The organism is Mucilaginibacter sp. (assembly GCF_028288225.1).
Classification (GTDB): Bacteria; Bacteroidota; Bacteroidia; order Sphingobacteriales; family Sphingobacteriaceae; genus Mucilaginibacter.
This window is the reverse complement of the sequence record NZ_JAQBOC010000057.1, coordinates 18,471-33,860: the sequence shown is the minus strand read 5'-3', so window position 1 is coordinate 33,860 and position 15,390 is coordinate 18,471. Positions and strand designations below refer to the sequence as shown.

Here is a 15,390-nt window from a genome sequence, read left to right as displayed (position 1 = left end):
TTAATTAAAAATCACGTCATTGCGAGGCTGGTTGCTCGCAACCTGCTTCGAAGCAATCTCTATGCTATGCATGCACGAGAGTAAAAAGCACGTGGCTACCAATCAAGCAGCTGTAAGGTCCCATCAGCATAACGGTTCGTTGATTGTCCTTAGTAGTCCGCCAGCTGGCGGATCGTTCCTCGCAATGACGTGTGGTGAGTTTTGGAAGAGGAGGTGATCTTGTTACGGCTGTTACGCCTGTAACGGGGAGTAACACATGTTACAGGTGTTACAGGTTATCTTTTTGCTCGTCAATTATACGTTTTACTTTGGTGTGCGACAGGTGCAGTTCGGTGCCTATCTGCCTGAGGGTTAAACCCCGGGTGTGCAGTTCCATTATCTGTTGATTAAGCTCGCTGGCATCGTCGTCGGTGCGTTGTTTAAGGTGCTCCCATTCGCTGCTGGTGCCTATGTGGGCGTAGTGCAAAAAGTTACCGGGCTTGGTTATCTGGTACACCAGCACATTGCGTTCGCCATAAACCTCTTCGGTATTGCGCTGCTTTATCTGCTTCAGGTAGCGCAGGTTGTTGTCTTTATAGCTTTCGCCGATAGAAAAAGCACTGTCGCAAAAGTTGATGAGCATTTTACTGCCCGACAGGTCGTTGCGGGTAATGGGCTGACTGCGATCACGCTTCGGCGTATGTGCCAATGCCAAAATGCTAAGGCCGAACTTCTCTTTCAAAGCTTTCAGCTGCTTCATTAAGGGCAGTGCATCCTTGGCGCGTTCGGTTTCGGTGCGCAGGTAGGTAATGTTGTCTATAATAACCACTTTAGCTTGTTTGGCAATTACCTCGTGGGCTATCATAAAGCAAATGTATTCCTCAAAATTGCCGAAACCGGCAGGTACTTCGATAGAGGTGTTTAACTGCGAGCGTACAAAGTCGGGCCCGAAATAATGGCGGTTCTTTTGCTCGTCAACATAGCGGTTGCCAAACTGCCGTGCCGACAGCTCAAAATCAAAATAAAGTACGCGTTGTTTGCCGGCCATTGGCGTAAACGGGGCAATACCCTCGCCTTTGGCAATACTGCCGCCAACCTGTACGGCGAGGATTGATTTGCCTACGTTGGTGTCTGAAAACAGGATACACAGCTCGTGCTCAAACCAAAGCTTGCCAAACAGCTCGCGGCTTTCGGGTTGGGTGTCATGTATTTCCAGCCATTCATCGCCGGTGTGGGTAATAAAGGGAGTTCCGCTGTCGTCGGGCTCAGTAATTAACTGGCGGATGGATTGTTTGAGGTCATCTATGCTAAGGTTATAGATAGAAGTTTCGGCAGCCGGACATGGCTCCGCATGGGAGGGATGTTGTTGGTTCATGATGGTGTGTGGGATTGTATGACACCAAATATCCGCAACGGTTATTAAATAAGTGCTGACACTGTTTTGTCAGCAGGGGTAGTGTTTAGGTAGATGACTGTATTTCTTGTAAACGTTGTTGCAGGGCATTACAGGTGTTACAGGAAATACAGCAGTTCAACCAAGCCTCATCCATCTTCATTGCAATGGCGCGATGGAGAGTATTTTATGCCCGATGACTGTATTTCTTGTAAACGTTGTTGCAGGGCATTACAGGTGTTACAGGAAATACAGCAGTTCAACCAAGCCTCATCCGTATCGTCATTGCGAGGCTGGTTGCCTGCAACCGGCTTCGAAGCAATCTTTACGCCATCCATGCACCGGAGTAAAAAATTTTGTGGTTACTAATCAGGCAGCTGCAAGGTCACCATCAGCATAACGGTTCATTGATTGTCCTGCGTAAAGGTTGCTTCGTTCCTCGCAATGACGCGCGGATGGGGAGTACAGTCAACTATTCTTAAAACCCAACCGTAAACCCGAATGAGAAGTTTTTAAGGCCTTTTTGTTCGGGGCTATTCTCAAACATATCATTAAAGTAGTACTTGGCGAAGATGCCCATGTCGCCGTAACCAAACCGTACAAAGCCGCCGTAACGGACTTTTGCAAAATGATAATCGTCATCAAATTTTTGTTTGCCATTTTCTTTACTGATCTGCTTAACCCTCCCGTTCAGCAGCAACCCGGCATCAGGACCGATCACAAAGTGCGCCCTTTTGCCATCAGCGTTCTCATTGGTGCGGAAATCAAACGAAAGCGGGATGCGCAGGTAGCTTGATGAAAAACGGTTTTTGCTATAGTCGATGTTGTCCTGGCGGTAAGTTAACACCGGCTGATTTGGCAGGATGGTAATATCATCGCGCAGCCGGATCAGGGTCCAGTCGAACCCGCCTGAAATATAGATCTTAAAGTTAGGGTTAAACCTTACACCCATCTGCACCAGGTCGAAACCTACGTTGCTGGTTTTCCATGACCGGTAGCGTAAAAAGTTATTTTGGGGCGATAAAGTAAAGCTGCCATTATCAATAAGGGTTGCCAAACCAAGGTCGAACCGTGAAAATGTAAGGCCGAATAAAAATTTTGGATAAGCCTTTGCATTATAGGAAGTATCTTTTGGCGAGTGGTGTTCGGCTTCGTCGCCATAACCTACTGAAAGTTTAAAGCCTTTATTTTTTGCTGAATCAGGCTTGGCTTTAGTGCTGTCTGAAGATGTTTTTTGTGCAAAAGCACCGTATAATGTTATGCTTAGTATTGCGGTAAAAATTAATCGTTTCATATAATTGTGTATTTTAAATATAGTAGTTACTGGTTGATTGTGTTAGATTAAGTTGGTTGAGTTGAATAGGGCAGCCTATACACAGGTTTAACCTAATCAACCACTCACCTAATCAACACTGGTTGATTGTGTTAGATTAAGTTGATTGAGTTGAATAGGGCAGCCTATACACAGGTTTAACCTAATCAACCACTCACCTAATCAACTCATTCAACTATTATTTGTCTCTCTCCCTTTTAGATTTAAATGCTCCGAGATTAATCGACATCACATTGGTTTCATCATCGTCCGAGTCGGTAAACTCAATTAATTTATCTTTTCTTTTATCAACCGTGGCTATCACTGCGTTCAGTAAACCGCCGATGCCATGGGCTTTACGTTTGGGTTTAACGGCTGCTGCGTCATCCGGCTTGTTATTGGCAGTTAATGCGTTTGCAGTTAATGCCGGTTTGGTAGCCAATGAGATACCATTATCAGGCAGAACAGGGTTAATTACGTCCTGTTTTTGTTGTACTGCAGCTAATACGGGCTGCTCTTGCTGTTTAACAGGGCTTTGAGGTTCAGCTACCACCGGAGCAGCATTTTTATTAACTGCAATATCAACCGGTTTAACATGTTTAATACCGGCCATGCTGTTTACAACTGCAGGTTGCTGTACAGCGTTTTGAGGCTGCGCTTTCAAAGTATCCGGCTTAATAACAGGTGCTGCGCTAACCGGCTGGCTAGTTTTAGCAATGTTATTTTTATCAGGATGCCTGGGATTAACAGTAGTTTTTTGCGGGATGAGCAGGATGCCCGCTGCGGCTAAAACAATAATGTTGGCGGCGATGCTTAAATATGGCACAAGCATTTTGTAACGGCGTTTGCCGTCAAGCCCTTCAACAATGCCATCCCAAACCTGGCCAGTAGGCTCTGCTTCAAAATTATCAAGCTTTGTGCTAAATAACTGATCAAATTCTTTATCCTGCATATCCATATCTTTTACCTTCCATTTTTATTACCTGCTCTTTTAATACCGACCGCGCCCTTGAAAGCTGTGATTTTGATGCACCCTCGCTTATTCCTGTTATTTCGGCAATTTCTTTGTGTGAGTAGCCTTCAATAGCAAACAAGTTAAATACTATGCGGTAGCCCGGTGCCAGCTGCTGTATCAATGCCATTAAATCATTAGCTGCCAGCCTTGACATAGCCAGTGCATCAACTGATGTATGTCCCGAAGCGTCCTCAAGGTCAACCATCTGCACCATTTTATGGTATTTGCGGTAGTATTCAATCGAGCTGTGCACCATTATCCGGCGGATCCATCCTTCAAACGAGCCATCGCCCCGGTAGTCATCAATCTTCTGGAAAACCTTTATAAAGCCATTCTGCAGCATGTCTTCGGCTTCCATCCGGTCAGTAGCATACCTTAAGCATACCCCCATCATTTTTGAAGCAAATTGTTTATACAACAACTCCTGGGCCTTACGCTCGTTGGCCTTGCATCTTTTAATCAGTTCGTCGATAGTATATTTATGCTCCAAAAACATCATTTAAAGGTAAGATGAAAAGGAGAGCGAAATGGTTGCATGGGATTAAAAATAATTTTGCCTAAATTGCTGTTCTATCTACTTATAAACACATGAAAATATTTTACCTGACCTTAGTTTTTATTTTATTAACATTTACCTGCTCCATCGCGCAGCAAACCCCCAACGATTCCTACACCCTCTTAAAACCCGACCGTGTTTTTGACGGGCAGCAAATGCATGCTGGCTGGTGGGTGCTGGTGAAGGGGAACCGTATTGAAGCCGCGGGTGAGCCAGGCAGCATATCTGCCCCTTCGTTGGCAAAGATCATTGACCTGAAAGGAGAAACCTTAATGCCGGGCATGATAGAGGGGCATTCGCATTTATTTCTTCATCCTTACAACGAAACCAGCTGGAACAGGCAGGTATTGACCGAAAGCCGTGCCGAGCGGACTGCCCGTGCCGTGGTAAATGCCAAAGAAACGCTGATGGCAGGCTTTACCACCATACGCGACCTGGGTACCGAAGGTGCTGGATATGATGATGTGGGATTAAAAATGGCGATTGATAAAGGTGTTATTCCCGGCCCGCGGATGCTGGTTGCCACGCGTGCTATTGTTGCAACGGGAAGTTATGGGCCTAAAAGCAATGTTGCCGAAGCCAGCATAATTAAAGGCGCCGAAGAGGCTGACGGTATTGACGGTATTACCCATGTTGTACGCTCGCAAATTGGCTATGGTGCCGATGTAGTTAAAATCTATGTTGATTATCGCTGGGGGATTGATGGCACGGCTGCACCTACTTTTACCGAAGCAGAGTTAAAAACAGCCGTAGAAGTTGCCAAAAGCAGCGGCCGCATTGTTGCCGTACACTCAGGCACCGTAGAAGGGATGCGCAGGGCAATAGCTGCCGGCGTAACTACCATTGAGCACGGCGATAACGGCACCCCCGAATTATTTAAGCTGATGAAGGAAAAAGGGATAGCCCTTTGCCCAACTTTAGCCGCCACCGAAGCCATAGCAAGTTATGTTGGCTGGAAAAAAGGCACAAACCCTGAGCCTGAAAGTGTAAAGCAGAAACATACTTCGTTTACCCAGGCATTACAGGCTGGCGTAACTATTTGTATGGGTGGCGATGTTGGCGTGTTTCCGCATGGTGATAATGCACGCGAAATGCTCCTGATGGCAGACTATGGCATGAAGCCGGTTGATGTACTGCGGTCGGCTACAACTGTAAATGCGACAGTTTTTCAATTAAAAGACCTTGGTAATATAAAAACTGGTTATATTGCGGATATTATAGCCGTTGAAGGCAACCCTGCTGATGACATTAAATTAGTAAAGCAGGTAAAGCTGGTGATGAAAAACGGAGTAATTTATAAAGAGAACCAAGAGGTCAGGAGTCAGGAATCAAGAAAGTAATGCCGTTATTAATTTGCCTGGAAAAAGAAAAACAAATCAGGTGACCACCTTAAAGCGATGTATTAATTTCTTTTATTTTTTATCCTGATTCTTGACTTCTTGATTCTTGACTCAATCTTAAACCAACCAATTATAACATCATGAATAAAATAAACTCCAAAGGTTTGTTAACAGGGGCAATTATTGCGCTGAATGTATTATGCAATGTTTCGTTTACGAAGGCGCAGGATGTAATTATCCCTATCGAAACAAAAGATAATGCGCTGGTATTACAGGTTACTGATGAAAAGCTGCTGAACATGGTGTATTTTGGCAGCAAGCTATCTGAAAAAAACGAATACGCCAATATTGCTAAAATATACAAATTTGGAGGTAGTATAGGTACTTATAATAACGCATATACTACCGCCGGCACCCGCAACCTTATGGAGCCTGCCATTGCAGTAACCCATGCTGATGGCAATAAATCATTGGAACTAAAATATATTAATCATACCGTTACAAAAATTAATGACGATGTAAGTTTGCTCAGCATCAGCCTTAAAGATTCTGTTTATGATTTTGAGGTTACGCTTAATTATCAAACCTATTATAACGAGGATGTAACCGAGCAGTGGAGCGTAATAAAGCATCACGAAAAAAAGGATGTAGTGCTCAATAAATATGCATCGGCAAATCTTTGTATCCGCGCCGGCAGCTATTGGCTTAAACATTACCATGGCGATTGGGTAAAGGAAATGACCCCTGAAGAGGAGCAGCTTAACCACGGCATAAAAACCCTCGACTCAAAGCTTGGTTCAAGGACCGATCTTTTTCAGCCGCCTGTATTTATGGTGTCGTTAAATAAATCTGCTACCGAAGATGAGGGCGAGGTGATGTACGGGAACCTGGAGTGGAGCGGCAATTTCCGGATAGACTTTGAGGTTGACCCTGCCAATAACCTGCGGTTGATAGCCGGAATAAATAACTTTGCTGCTGATTACAATCTTAAAGCCGGTGTGGAATTTGCAACGCCGAAGTTTGTTTATACCCTTACCAATAAAGGCAAAGGCGAAGCCAGCCGCAACCTGCAAACCTGGGCGCGTAAATATAAAATTGTTGATGGCAATGGCTCGCGCTTAACCCTGCTTAACAATTGGGAATCAACCTATTTTGATTTTAATGAGGAGAAGCTTGCCGGGCTTTTAAAGGATACAAAAAAACTGGGTGTTGATTTGTTTTTGCTGGATGATGGCTGGTTTGGCAATAAATACCCGCGCAATGGCGATCATGCAGGCCTTGGAGATTGGGAAGCGAACAAAGCAAAGCTTCCGCATGATATTGCCTTTTTAACAAAGGAAGCTAAAGCCAATGATGTAAAATTCGGGATCTGGGTTGAGCCTGAAATGGTGAACCCTAAAAGCGAGCTGTATGAAAAACACCCCGACTGGGTGATAAAGCAACCGCAGCGCCCTGAAATTTACATGCGCAACCAGCTGGTGCTTGACCTCTCCAACCCTAAAGTGCAGGATTTTGTATTCGGTATAGTAGATAACCTGTTTGTTAAAAATCCTGATCTGGCTTATATTAAATGGGATTGCAATTCGGTTATTTTTAATGCTTATTCGGCTTATGAAAAAAATCAATCGAACTTTTATACCGATTATGTGCTGGGATTGTATAAAGTGCTTGACAGGTTAAGGGCTAAGTACCCAAAGGTACCCCTGATGTTATGTTCTGGTGGTGGTGGCAGGGTTGATTATGGCGCCCTCAAATACTTTACTGAATACTGGCCAAGCGATAACACAGAGCCAATTGAAAGGGTCTTTATGCAATGGGAGTATTCCTACTTCTATCCTGCAATAACCAGCTCAAACCATGTTACCGACTGGGGCAAGCAGCCCATAAAGTTTAGGGTTGATGTTGCCATGATGGGTAAGTTGGGCTTTGATGTTGTTATAGGCAAATTAAAACCTGCCGAACTTGCATTTTGCCAGGCAGCGGTTAATACTTATAAACAGTTTAGTGAAGAGATCTGGCATGGCGACCAGTACCGCTTACAGGATCCGCGTGAGAATGATGTAGCCTCCATAATGTATGTCGATCCTGCAAAAACAACAGCCATTATGTTTAACTATTTGGTAAACAACAGGTATGGTGCAGGCAGCAATATGCCTATCCGCCTGAAAGGGTTAAACCCGGATAAAATGTATACCATAAGTGAGGTGAATGTATTCCCCGGCACAAGATCAACCATAACCGAAGCAACCTATACCGGAAAGTTTTTAATGACGATAGGCCTTAACCCTGATGTACGCGAAAACAGGGCAAGTGTATTGATTGCAGTGAAGGGAAATTAATGTGCGGATGATTTTGAGCCATGGTTTATAGGATTTTGAGGATTGTCTTGATTCCCCCGATCCTATAAATCATGATCAAAAAAACTATTAATGGTTTTCTACCTGTTTTTGCTGCTTATGTACCTTATGGGCAGCGACACCGTTAGGAATTGCGCTACTCATGTTAACCTGTGTTTTATTTTTAAGGCCCGAGATTACCCTGTCTTCACCAGCCATTAATGCATTGAAACCGTCCATTGCCACATCGGCCGGCTTAGCCATTGCTTCTTTATCCGGCATAGTGGTGCTTTCGTTCATACCGGCTTTATTAAAGAAGTCGGTATCCGTTACTGCCGGCATAAGGGAGGTAAGCGTAACGCCTGTACCCTTTAATTCCTCGCGGATAGCTGTTGTAAATGATTGCACAAATGCTTTGGTTGCATGATAAACAGACTGCCATGGACCGGGAATCTTGTCAGCCACCGAGCCCAGGTTAAGGATCCTGCCTCTGCCACGGGATATCATATCTTTTACAAAGTACTTGGTTAAAATTACGGTAGCACAAATATTAAGGTTAACAATGTTAAGCTCGCGTTCAATATCGGTATCTTTAAATTCGCCACATACACCCTGGCCGGCGTCATTAACCAATACATCTATCTCAATGCCTTCTTTTTTTATTTCATCACAAAGCGAAAACACCTCATCCCTTTTAAACAGGTCTTTTGCAATTTTAATAACATCCATACCAAATAGCTCAAGTTTTATAGCAGTCATATCCAGTTCTTCCTGGCTGCGTGCAACAATAACCAGGTTGTAATTATGATGTGCAAATAACTTTGCCAGCTCAAAGCCTATACCACTGGTTGCTCCGGTAATAAGGGCATACTTTTGATAGGTTTCCATAATATTTTTATTAGCTGATGTTTAAATTAATTAGCCGTTCACTACTTCTCCTCCATTAACATGGATAACCTGACCCGTTATAAACGAGGCATCATCACTAGCCAGGAAAACATAGGCAGGCCCAAGCTCAGATGGTTGACCGGGACGTTCCATAGCCGTTTCGCTGCCAAATTTTTTAATCTTTTCTTCATCAAATGTCGATACGATCAGTGGTGTCCATACCGGGCCCGGAGCCACACCATTTACCCTTATCTTCTTTTTAGCCAGGTTTGAAGCCATGCTCCGGGTAAAGCTTGTAATAGCGCCCTTGGTTGATGAATAATCAATAAGATTTGGCGACGACCGGTAGGCAGTAACCGAAGTGGTGTTAATGATATTGTCACCCTCCTTCATATACCCAAGCGCCGCCTGTGCAAAATAGAAATAGGCAAAAATATTAGTGCGGAAAGTTTCCTCCAGCTGACCTTCAGTTATCGCTTTAGCTTCTTTTTCAGGGATCTGCATTCCTGCATTATTTACCAATATGTTTATTGTGCCAAGCTCACCTACAAATTTTTCAACCGAATCTTTACAAAAGTTACTGTCTTTAACATCGCCCTTAAAAAGCAGGCATTTTCTACCTTCCGCCTCTACTAATTTTTTCGTTTCGCTGGCATCCACATCTTCATTCAAATAAACAATACCTATATCTGCCCCTTCTTTTGCAAAGTGTATACTTACTGCCCGTCCTATACCGCTATCGCCACCGGTAATTAACGCGGTTTTTCCCATTAGCTTTCCGGATGCTTTGTAGGAATCTTTAATAAATTCGGGCCTGGGATCCATTTCAGCCTCAATACCGGGTTGTTTATCCTGTTTTTGCGGTTTTTCTTTTATTGTTTCCAGTTCCATACGCTCACTTTGTATTATTTACTAATCTAACGTATCTCAATTGTGTTTCGCTTTTAAATCACTTCACGATTTACTTCACGGTTTTTAATACAACTTTACACAATTGTATTCCTTTTTATCAAAAACTTCACAGGTATGGCTAATTTCACTCAATGGTAAAGTATGGGTGATTGTATCATCCGGCACAATTTTACCGGGATCTGCAGGGATGTCAACCGGTTTATGAAATACTGTTACCTTCATACTGGTATTTTTTTTGTTTGATGTAAAAAGAAACGTTTTGAAATTAATTATAGTTTTAAGAAAATTAAATAATAGTTTATTAAATCCATTGAATTAGAATCGGTTGATAATAAATCGGCTTATTTTAACCTGAATGATTTTGATGAAAGGGTATGATGAAACCTTGAACTATCATTATTGTTAATCAGGATATGAAAGACATTGCCAAACGTTTCCCCGAAAATCCTTTACTATCGCCTGCTGATTTGGAGCCAAGCATTGAAGGGCTGCACGTGGCCTGTTTGTTAAATCCCGGGGTATTCAGGTATAATAATAAAACATGGTTGCTGGTTAGGGTAGCAGAGCGGCCTGAGCAAAGCGAGGTACACATCTCTTTCCCGGTTTTAACAGCTGCTGGCGAAACGGAAATAATGGAGATAGCCCTTGATGACAAAGAGCTTATAGCAACAGATACCCGTGTAGTGCGCTATAAAGGTGTGGATTATTTAACAACCTTATCACATTTACGTTTGCTTTGCAGTGATGATGGCATAAAGTTTTATGAGCCTGAAGGCTATAAAAAACTGTTTGGTACCGGGGCTCTTCAAACTTTTGGTGTTGAAGATTGCCGGGTTACTTTTTTGGAGGATAAGTATTATTTAACCTTTACAGCAGTTTCTGATAATGGTGTTGGCGTATGTATGCGCACAACTACCGATTGGAAAACCTACGAATCGCATGGGATGATCCTGCCGCCGCATAATAAAGATTGTACCATATTTGAAGAAAAGATCAACGGACTTTTTTATGCGCTGCACCGCCCAAGCAGTGTTGATATCGGTGGTAATTATATCTGGCTGGCAGAATCGCCTGATGGTGTGCATTGGGGCAATCATAAATGCATTGTTAAAACACGGAGTAACAGCTGGGATAGCGCCAGGGTTGGCGCAGGTGCATCGCCTATAAAAACTGAGAAGGGCTGGTTGGAAATTTATCATGGTGCTAATGCTGGGCACCAGTATTGTTTAGGCGCTTTTTTACTTGATCTTAATGATCCTTCAAAAGTAATAGCCCGTACTGTTGAACCAATTATGGTGCCCACAGAGCCATATGAGTTAAGCGGCTTTTTTGGACATGTTGTATTTACAAATGGTCATGTGGTTGATAATGACACGCATACTATTACCATATATTATGGTGCTGCAGATGAGTTTGTATGTGGGGCAAAGTTTTTGCTGGTAGATATTTTTGCTGCTTTAGGGTATAATCTCCAATTGGAATAGCAATTGTTTTAATTGTTAACAAGCTACCTGTTATAATTATACTATGGAACTATCAGACGAAGAATTTAGAGAAGAATATAAACCTATACAAATACCATCTGCTTACTTTCCCGGAGATACGCAGGAGAATAAGATCATTTTTGCGCTGAGCGAATTAGGTGAAGGTACTGTTACCGAAGTTATCAGCAAGCTGGAAGAACTTGAACCGGCTATAAAAGACGATCAGTTGGTTGCTTTAGCAAAGCATATTTTAACCAGTCTATATGATAAGGGCTTGCTTAAAGGAACAGATAGAGCAGGTATAATGCATTATAATTTAAGTAAAATAACTGAGGCAAATGATGGTGCGGTTAATCCCGATAACCTGGCGCCTGGCCTTGACTAAACTAAATTTATCATTAACAATATGAACGGAATTTCACCATGGACAGCGGCTGCCAGTCATACATTTGCTGGTGATAAAATGGAGATCATTTACTCAAAAAGCTTCAATGATATTAATTTTATTGTAAACGCCACCCATGACTCTCTTTGGGTTTTGGCTGAATGGGCCGGTGGCGGCAAGATTGCTTTCCGGATGGCCTATAGTCCTAACGGGATTTTAAATGTAAAGCATACGGATGGTAAAAACCAGGAAGCTATTTTTCACTTGGATACAGTAATAGGAGATTATTACATAAAAGTGGTTTTCCCTGAAAATGAAGGATCGGCACTAAAATATACCACAACTTTAAAACCGCACACCGATCTTCTTATTCCTTTTTGGCCCAGGGATATTGTTGTTCCGGGGAGCAATGGCAAACCTGAAAATACCGCAGGAAATATTCATGTAAGCCAGGTTGGCACACGTTCAGGTTTGATCTATTTCAGTATTACACGGCCCAGGGCAGGCTCGGTTCTATATATGCAGAACCTTACAGCACTTGCGGATTATTGCCAGCAAACAGAAACCTCATGTGCTGAAACTGTGGGTGGCCGGTGGCCCGAGCTTGGTTTTGCTTTGCCGCCGACCAAAGAAAAACCATTAGCCGCAGGTAAGAAAGTAACACTTTCAGATGCTCTTGTTGTGCTAAGCCGGGAGGTGCCAGATGATGAACGCGGCGTAATAAAGCAATACCTCGACCTTATGGCTGATGCCTATGTTGAATTACCCAAACCAGAAACCCAATACCACAACTGGCCGGTTATCCTTGACAAAGGGTTAAAGGATTTGATTGAAAGTCCGGGGTGCTGGTCGTATGTGAACGGGCATGCATACTTTAATGCTTATGTAAGCGATTATGTTACACCCCCGGAGATAATGGTACAACTGGCTGTGCTGCTCCCATTACTTGACTATGTAGAATGGAGCGGGGCAAGTTTGGATGTAATGAAAGTAATTAAAGAAGGTCTGCCTGCATTTTATGATAAAAAATTAAAAACCATTATGCGCTGGCTGCCCGCAGCTGAAAATAAGCTGGATGGAGAGGAAGAGCAAAAGAAACCAAAAGTGATGGACTCCTGGTATTTGCAACACCCTTTGCTCAACCTTTCAAGGATGGCCTTAAAAGGTGATAGCTTAGCCAAACAATTGTTTTTAGATTCTATAGGTTATGCTATAAAAGTAGCACGCCATTTTAAATATCAATGGCCTGTATTTTATCACATGGAAACCCTTGAAACTGTTAAAGCAGAAACTGAACCGGGCAAGGGGGGCGAAAAGGATGTTGCCGGAATTTACGCGCATGTAATGTTACAAGCCTATGAGCTTACCAACGATAAAAAGTATTTAAGTGAGGCAGAAAAAGCTGCACAAACCTTACAGGGTCTGGGTTTTGAAATGTTTTACCAGGCCAATAATACTGCTTTTGGCGCAGGTGCAATGCTCCGGCTATTTAAGATCACCAAGAATAAACTTTACCTTGAGTTGAGCTACCTTGCTCTTGCAAATGTGTTTAAAAACGTACGGCTTTGGGATTGTAATTATGGTTATGGAAAATATTTTCCATCCTTTTTTTGCCTTTTCCCGTTAAGTAACGCGCCTTATACAGCAGTATACGAAGAGCAGGAAGTTTTTTGTGCTTTTCATGATTATTTGAAGCATGCAGAAGGAGTGGAGATCCTGCCTTCGATCTCTCTGCTTTTATCTGAATTTATTCGCTATATGGTATCACGGGCTGTATATTATTATCCGCCAATGCTGCCAAAGGAAATGCTTTCCGATGAAGTTAAAGTTGGAGAAGTTGATCCGAAACTTTGGATAGCATTGGAGGATATGCATGATGGCTGGGAAAAAAACGGTGGAGTGGGACAGGAAGTATATGGAGCAGGCAATGCCTTTGGTATTTTGCCCCGGCATTATTTTAAAGTGCCTGGTGAAAGCTTTATGGTGTGTATTGATTATCCTGTCGCCGGCTTCAAATGCCGGAACAATAAAATAACATTTAACACAAAGGGCGATAGCCGTTTAACCTGCCGGTTAATAATGGTGGCTGCGGATAAAAAGAAGCTGCCGATTTTTACCGTTAGGTTAAAAGAACATAAGGAGCAAATTAAAGGTAACAGAATGAAGGATGGCCATACGGAATTTGCAATAACAGGGAATGCATCGGTTGAGGTAAGCTGGTAAAATGAACAATCATTTCTTAATCGCGCTTATCTCCCCGTTGCGTTCGATGTAAACTTTATCAATTTTATCCAGATTTTCTGTAAGTGCTGATTTCCTTACACCCTGCATAATGTCTTCCTCGCAAACCAGTGCCTTTTTTAGATTTGCCGGTATAAATTTTCCATTACTATAAAGCAGGATCTTATCGCCTTCCATAACGCGACTAACGCGTTTACTGTTGGCTATAAACCACCCAAAAAGGCGGTGCAAAAATACGATCACAAAACATGCAACAACTACCGGAACAAAATCTGATGCACCTACAACTGCCCTGCTTAAAATGGCGCCAAGTGAGATGGAAATAATATTGTCAAGTGCGGTGCGTACGCCAAATGAGCGCCTGCCCGAGATCCTGATGAGCAGAAATGCAATGATGAATACAATAATTCCCCTGCAACTCATTTGCAGGGCATTCAAATCTTTTCCCTCGCCGAATATTTCTTTTATCAGTTCCATATTTACTGTATTAGTGTTCAGATAGTTACTAACAGTTAACAGCCTTAAGTTGTTTAATTATGATAAGGAATAATTAAAGATTTTTAATTTAAATAAGTGAGCAGGTGAACCAGAATATACTGCCTTTGCTCGAGTCGCCCGGAACTTTACCGGCTGAAGTTAATTTTTAAATGTACCATATTCAATACCGGGATCAACGGCGGCAAGCGTTTAAATAGTTCAACAGGTTAACAAATGCTTTGTTTTCCACCTTTATTTATCAGCAGGCTATTAGGTTGCTAAAGTAGCTAAAGGCTTGTAATTGACTGGTATATAGTGTGGTATCCTAATTGACAGAAAGCGGTTAAGATAGATTTATAAAGCCAATGGTTAAAACTTAGATTGTTGGTTGGCATAAGTATTGTTAATTATCATCATACTTAACATTTACTTAAAATCAATACCATGAAAAAATTTACTTTACTATTCCTGTTTGCAATTTTTGCAGCAGGGTTTTCAGCCAAGGCACAGATCGGGGAAGGCAACATTTTAGTGGGCAGTAATTTTGCCGATATAAACCTGGGATTGAACTATCCACATGTTTTCACCTTTAATGTTACGCCCAAAGCAGCCTGGTTTGTTGAGGATAATATAGCCCTGGGCGGATATGTTAACCTGAGTATTCAAACTGCAAATGATTCACGCACCGTAACCGGTTATGGTTTAGGTGCTTTAGGAAGATATTATACAGGGTCTGATGTATCTATATTAAAACATGGCCGATTTTTTGGTGAAGCAACAGTAGGTTTCGGAGGTCAGAATATTAGTGATGGCGGCGGCAGCACCAATGGCCTGGAAATCGGCATTGGTCCGGGGTTTGCTTATTTTGTTACACCAAATGTTGGTTTGGAAACTTTACTGAAATTTAACGGACTTGCCGGCTTTGGCAGCCAATCTTTCCGGAGCAACCTCGACTTGTCATTCGGGCTCCAGATCTATCTGCCCGGCCGAAAAACCGCAAACAAAATTAAAAGCGACATGAAATAAGCCATTGGCAATTTTTTACAAAGCCTGCCATTTATTACGACGGGCT

General features: G+C 42.6%; 15 protein-coding genes. 7 read left to right on the top strand and 8 right to left on the bottom strand.

Annotated features, from left to right (window positions below; all coding sequences use genetic code 11):
* Nucleotides 1-268: 268 nt before the first annotated feature.
* Nucleotides 269-1,354 (bottom strand): AAA family ATPase, encoded by a 1,086-nt coding sequence (locus JWQ54_RS17215; RefSeq protein WP_299587195.1) that lies wholly within the window; start codon nucleotides 1,352-1,354, stop codon nucleotides 269-271.
* A gap of 93 nt (nucleotides 1,355-1,447) precedes the next feature.
* Here JWQ54_RS17215 and JWQ54_RS17210 point away from each other — a divergent pair, with 93 nt between their 5' ends.
* Nucleotides 1,448-1,741 carry a hypothetical protein gene (locus JWQ54_RS17210; RefSeq protein ID WP_299587193.1) on the top strand — a complete coding sequence of 98 codons (294 nt, stop codon included), beginning with the start codon at nucleotides 1,448-1,450 and terminating at the stop codon, nucleotides 1,739-1,741.
* 109 nt (nucleotides 1,742-1,850) lie between these two features.
* Here JWQ54_RS17210 and JWQ54_RS17205 read toward each other — a convergent pair whose 3' ends face one another.
* The 3 genes from JWQ54_RS17205 to JWQ54_RS17195 form a co-directional block, all read right to left on the bottom strand.
* Nucleotides 1,851-2,666, bottom strand: a complete 816-nt coding sequence (locus JWQ54_RS17205; protein ID WP_299587192.1) for an outer membrane beta-barrel protein — start codon at nucleotides 2,664-2,666, stop codon at nucleotides 1,851-1,853.
* A gap of 217 nt (nucleotides 2,667-2,883) precedes the next feature.
* Complete coding sequence (locus JWQ54_RS17200; RefSeq protein WP_299587191.1) at nucleotides 2,884-3,636, bottom strand: hypothetical protein; 753 nt, start codon at nucleotides 3,634-3,636, stop codon at nucleotides 2,884-2,886.
* A complete protein-coding gene (locus tag JWQ54_RS17195) occupies nucleotides 3,626-4,195 on the bottom strand; it encodes a sigma-70 family RNA polymerase sigma factor (RefSeq protein ID WP_299587424.1) in 570 nt (189 codons plus the stop codon). Before JWQ54_RS17195 ends, JWQ54_RS17200 begins: the two co-directional genes overlap by 11 nt.
* 92 nt (nucleotides 4,196-4,287) lie before the next feature.
* Between JWQ54_RS17195 and JWQ54_RS17190 the strand changes: the two genes are divergently transcribed.
* A complete protein-coding gene (locus JWQ54_RS17190) occupies nucleotides 4,288-5,595 on the top strand; it encodes an amidohydrolase family protein (RefSeq protein WP_299587190.1) in 1,308 nt (435 codons plus the stop codon).
* A 140-nt stretch (nucleotides 5,596-5,735) separates the two neighbouring features.
* On the top strand, nucleotides 5,736-7,934 hold the full coding sequence (locus JWQ54_RS17185; protein ID WP_299587189.1) for an alpha-galactosidase: 2,199 nt from the start codon (nucleotides 5,736-5,738) through the stop codon (nucleotides 7,932-7,934).
* A gap of 87 nt (nucleotides 7,935-8,021) precedes the next feature.
* Here JWQ54_RS17185 and JWQ54_RS17180 read toward each other — a convergent pair whose 3' ends face one another.
* The 3 genes from JWQ54_RS17180 to JWQ54_RS17170 form a co-directional block, all read right to left on the bottom strand.
* The gene (locus tag JWQ54_RS17180; protein ID WP_299587188.1) at nucleotides 8,022-8,819 is read right to left on the bottom strand and encodes an SDR family oxidoreductase; all 798 of its coding nucleotides are present in this window, start codon (nucleotides 8,817-8,819) and stop codon (nucleotides 8,022-8,024) included.
* Between the two features lie 30 nt (nucleotides 8,820-8,849).
* Nucleotides 8,850-9,710 carry an SDR family oxidoreductase gene (locus JWQ54_RS17175; RefSeq protein ID WP_299587186.1) on the bottom strand — a complete coding sequence of 287 codons (861 nt, stop codon included), beginning with the start codon at nucleotides 9,708-9,710 and terminating at the stop codon, nucleotides 8,850-8,852.
* A gap of 84 nt (nucleotides 9,711-9,794) precedes the next feature.
* On the bottom strand, nucleotides 9,795-9,953 hold the full coding sequence (locus tag JWQ54_RS17170) for a hypothetical protein (protein ID WP_299587184.1): 159 nt from the start codon (nucleotides 9,951-9,953) through the stop codon (nucleotides 9,795-9,797).
* A gap of 191 nt (nucleotides 9,954-10,144) precedes the next feature.
* On the opposite strand from JWQ54_RS17170, the gene JWQ54_RS17165 reads away from it, so the two are divergent.
* From JWQ54_RS17165 to JWQ54_RS17155, 3 genes are read left to right on the top strand one after another with little or no spacing between them, the layout of a single operon-like run.
* A complete protein-coding gene (locus JWQ54_RS17165) occupies nucleotides 10,145-11,215 on the top strand; it encodes a glycoside hydrolase family 130 protein (protein ID WP_299587181.1) in 1,071 nt (356 codons plus the stop codon).
* Nucleotides 11,216-11,258: 43 nt separating this feature from the next.
* Complete coding sequence (locus tag JWQ54_RS17160; RefSeq protein WP_299587179.1) at nucleotides 11,259-11,600, top strand: hypothetical protein; 342 nt, start codon at nucleotides 11,259-11,261, stop codon at nucleotides 11,598-11,600.
* Between the two features lie 21 nt (nucleotides 11,601-11,621).
* Nucleotides 11,622-13,823, top strand: coding sequence for a hypothetical protein (locus tag JWQ54_RS17155; protein WP_299587177.1), 2,202 nt, complete (start codon nucleotides 11,622-11,624; stop codon nucleotides 13,821-13,823).
* Nucleotides 13,824-13,832: 9 nt separating this feature from the next.
* Here the strand turns inward: JWQ54_RS17155 and JWQ54_RS17150 are convergent, their stop codons facing one another.
* Entirely contained in the window at nucleotides 13,833-14,318 is a 486-nt protein-coding gene (locus tag JWQ54_RS17150) for a DUF421 domain-containing protein (protein WP_299587175.1), read from the bottom strand.
* Between the two features lie 444 nt (nucleotides 14,319-14,762).
* Here JWQ54_RS17150 and JWQ54_RS17145 point away from each other — a divergent pair, with 444 nt between their 5' ends.
* Nucleotides 14,763-15,344: a hypothetical protein gene (locus tag JWQ54_RS17145; RefSeq protein WP_299587173.1), complete on the top strand. Its 582-nt coding sequence runs from the start codon at nucleotides 14,763-14,765 to the stop codon at nucleotides 15,342-15,344.
* Nucleotides 15,345-15,390: the final 46 nt, after the last annotated feature.

Coding starts and splice junctions, on each gene's coding strand:
- JWQ54_RS17215 (WP_299587195.1), bottom strand. CDS start 1,354: ATGAACCAACAACATCCCTCCCATGCGGAGCCATGTCCGGCTGCCGAA.
- JWQ54_RS17210 (WP_299587193.1), top strand. CDS start 1,448: ATGACTGTATTTCTTGTAAACGTTGTTGCAGGGCATTACAGGTGTTAC.
- JWQ54_RS17205 (WP_299587192.1), bottom strand. CDS start 2,666: ATGAAACGATTAATTTTTACCGCAATACTAAGCATAACATTATACGGT.
- JWQ54_RS17200 (WP_299587191.1), bottom strand. CDS start 3,636: ATGCAGGATAAAGAATTTGATCAGTTATTTAGCACAAAGCTTGATAAT.
- JWQ54_RS17195 (WP_299587424.1), bottom strand. CDS start 4,195: ATGTTTTTGGAGCATAAATATACTATCGACGAACTGATTAAAAGATGC.
- JWQ54_RS17190 (WP_299587190.1), top strand. CDS start 4,288: ATGAAAATATTTTACCTGACCTTAGTTTTTATTTTATTAACATTTACC.
- JWQ54_RS17185 (WP_299587189.1), top strand. CDS start 5,736: ATGAATAAAATAAACTCCAAAGGTTTGTTAACAGGGGCAATTATTGCG.
- JWQ54_RS17180 (WP_299587188.1), bottom strand. CDS start 8,819: ATGGAAACCTATCAAAAGTATGCCCTTATTACCGGAGCAACCAGTGGT.
- JWQ54_RS17175 (WP_299587186.1), bottom strand. CDS start 9,710: ATGGAACTGGAAACAATAAAAGAAAAACCGCAAAAACAGGATAAACAA.
- JWQ54_RS17170 (WP_299587184.1), bottom strand. CDS start 9,953: ATGAAGGTAACAGTATTTCATAAACCGGTTGACATCCCTGCAGATCCC.
- JWQ54_RS17165 (WP_299587181.1), top strand. CDS start 10,145: ATGAAAGACATTGCCAAACGTTTCCCCGAAAATCCTTTACTATCGCCT.
- JWQ54_RS17160 (WP_299587179.1), top strand. CDS start 11,259: ATGGAACTATCAGACGAAGAATTTAGAGAAGAATATAAACCTATACAA.
- JWQ54_RS17155 (WP_299587177.1), top strand. CDS start 11,622: ATGAACGGAATTTCACCATGGACAGCGGCTGCCAGTCATACATTTGCT.
- JWQ54_RS17150 (WP_299587175.1), bottom strand. CDS start 14,318: ATGGAACTGATAAAAGAAATATTCGGCGAGGGAAAAGATTTGAATGCC.
- JWQ54_RS17145 (WP_299587173.1), top strand. CDS start 14,763: ATGAAAAAATTTACTTTACTATTCCTGTTTGCAATTTTTGCAGCAGGG.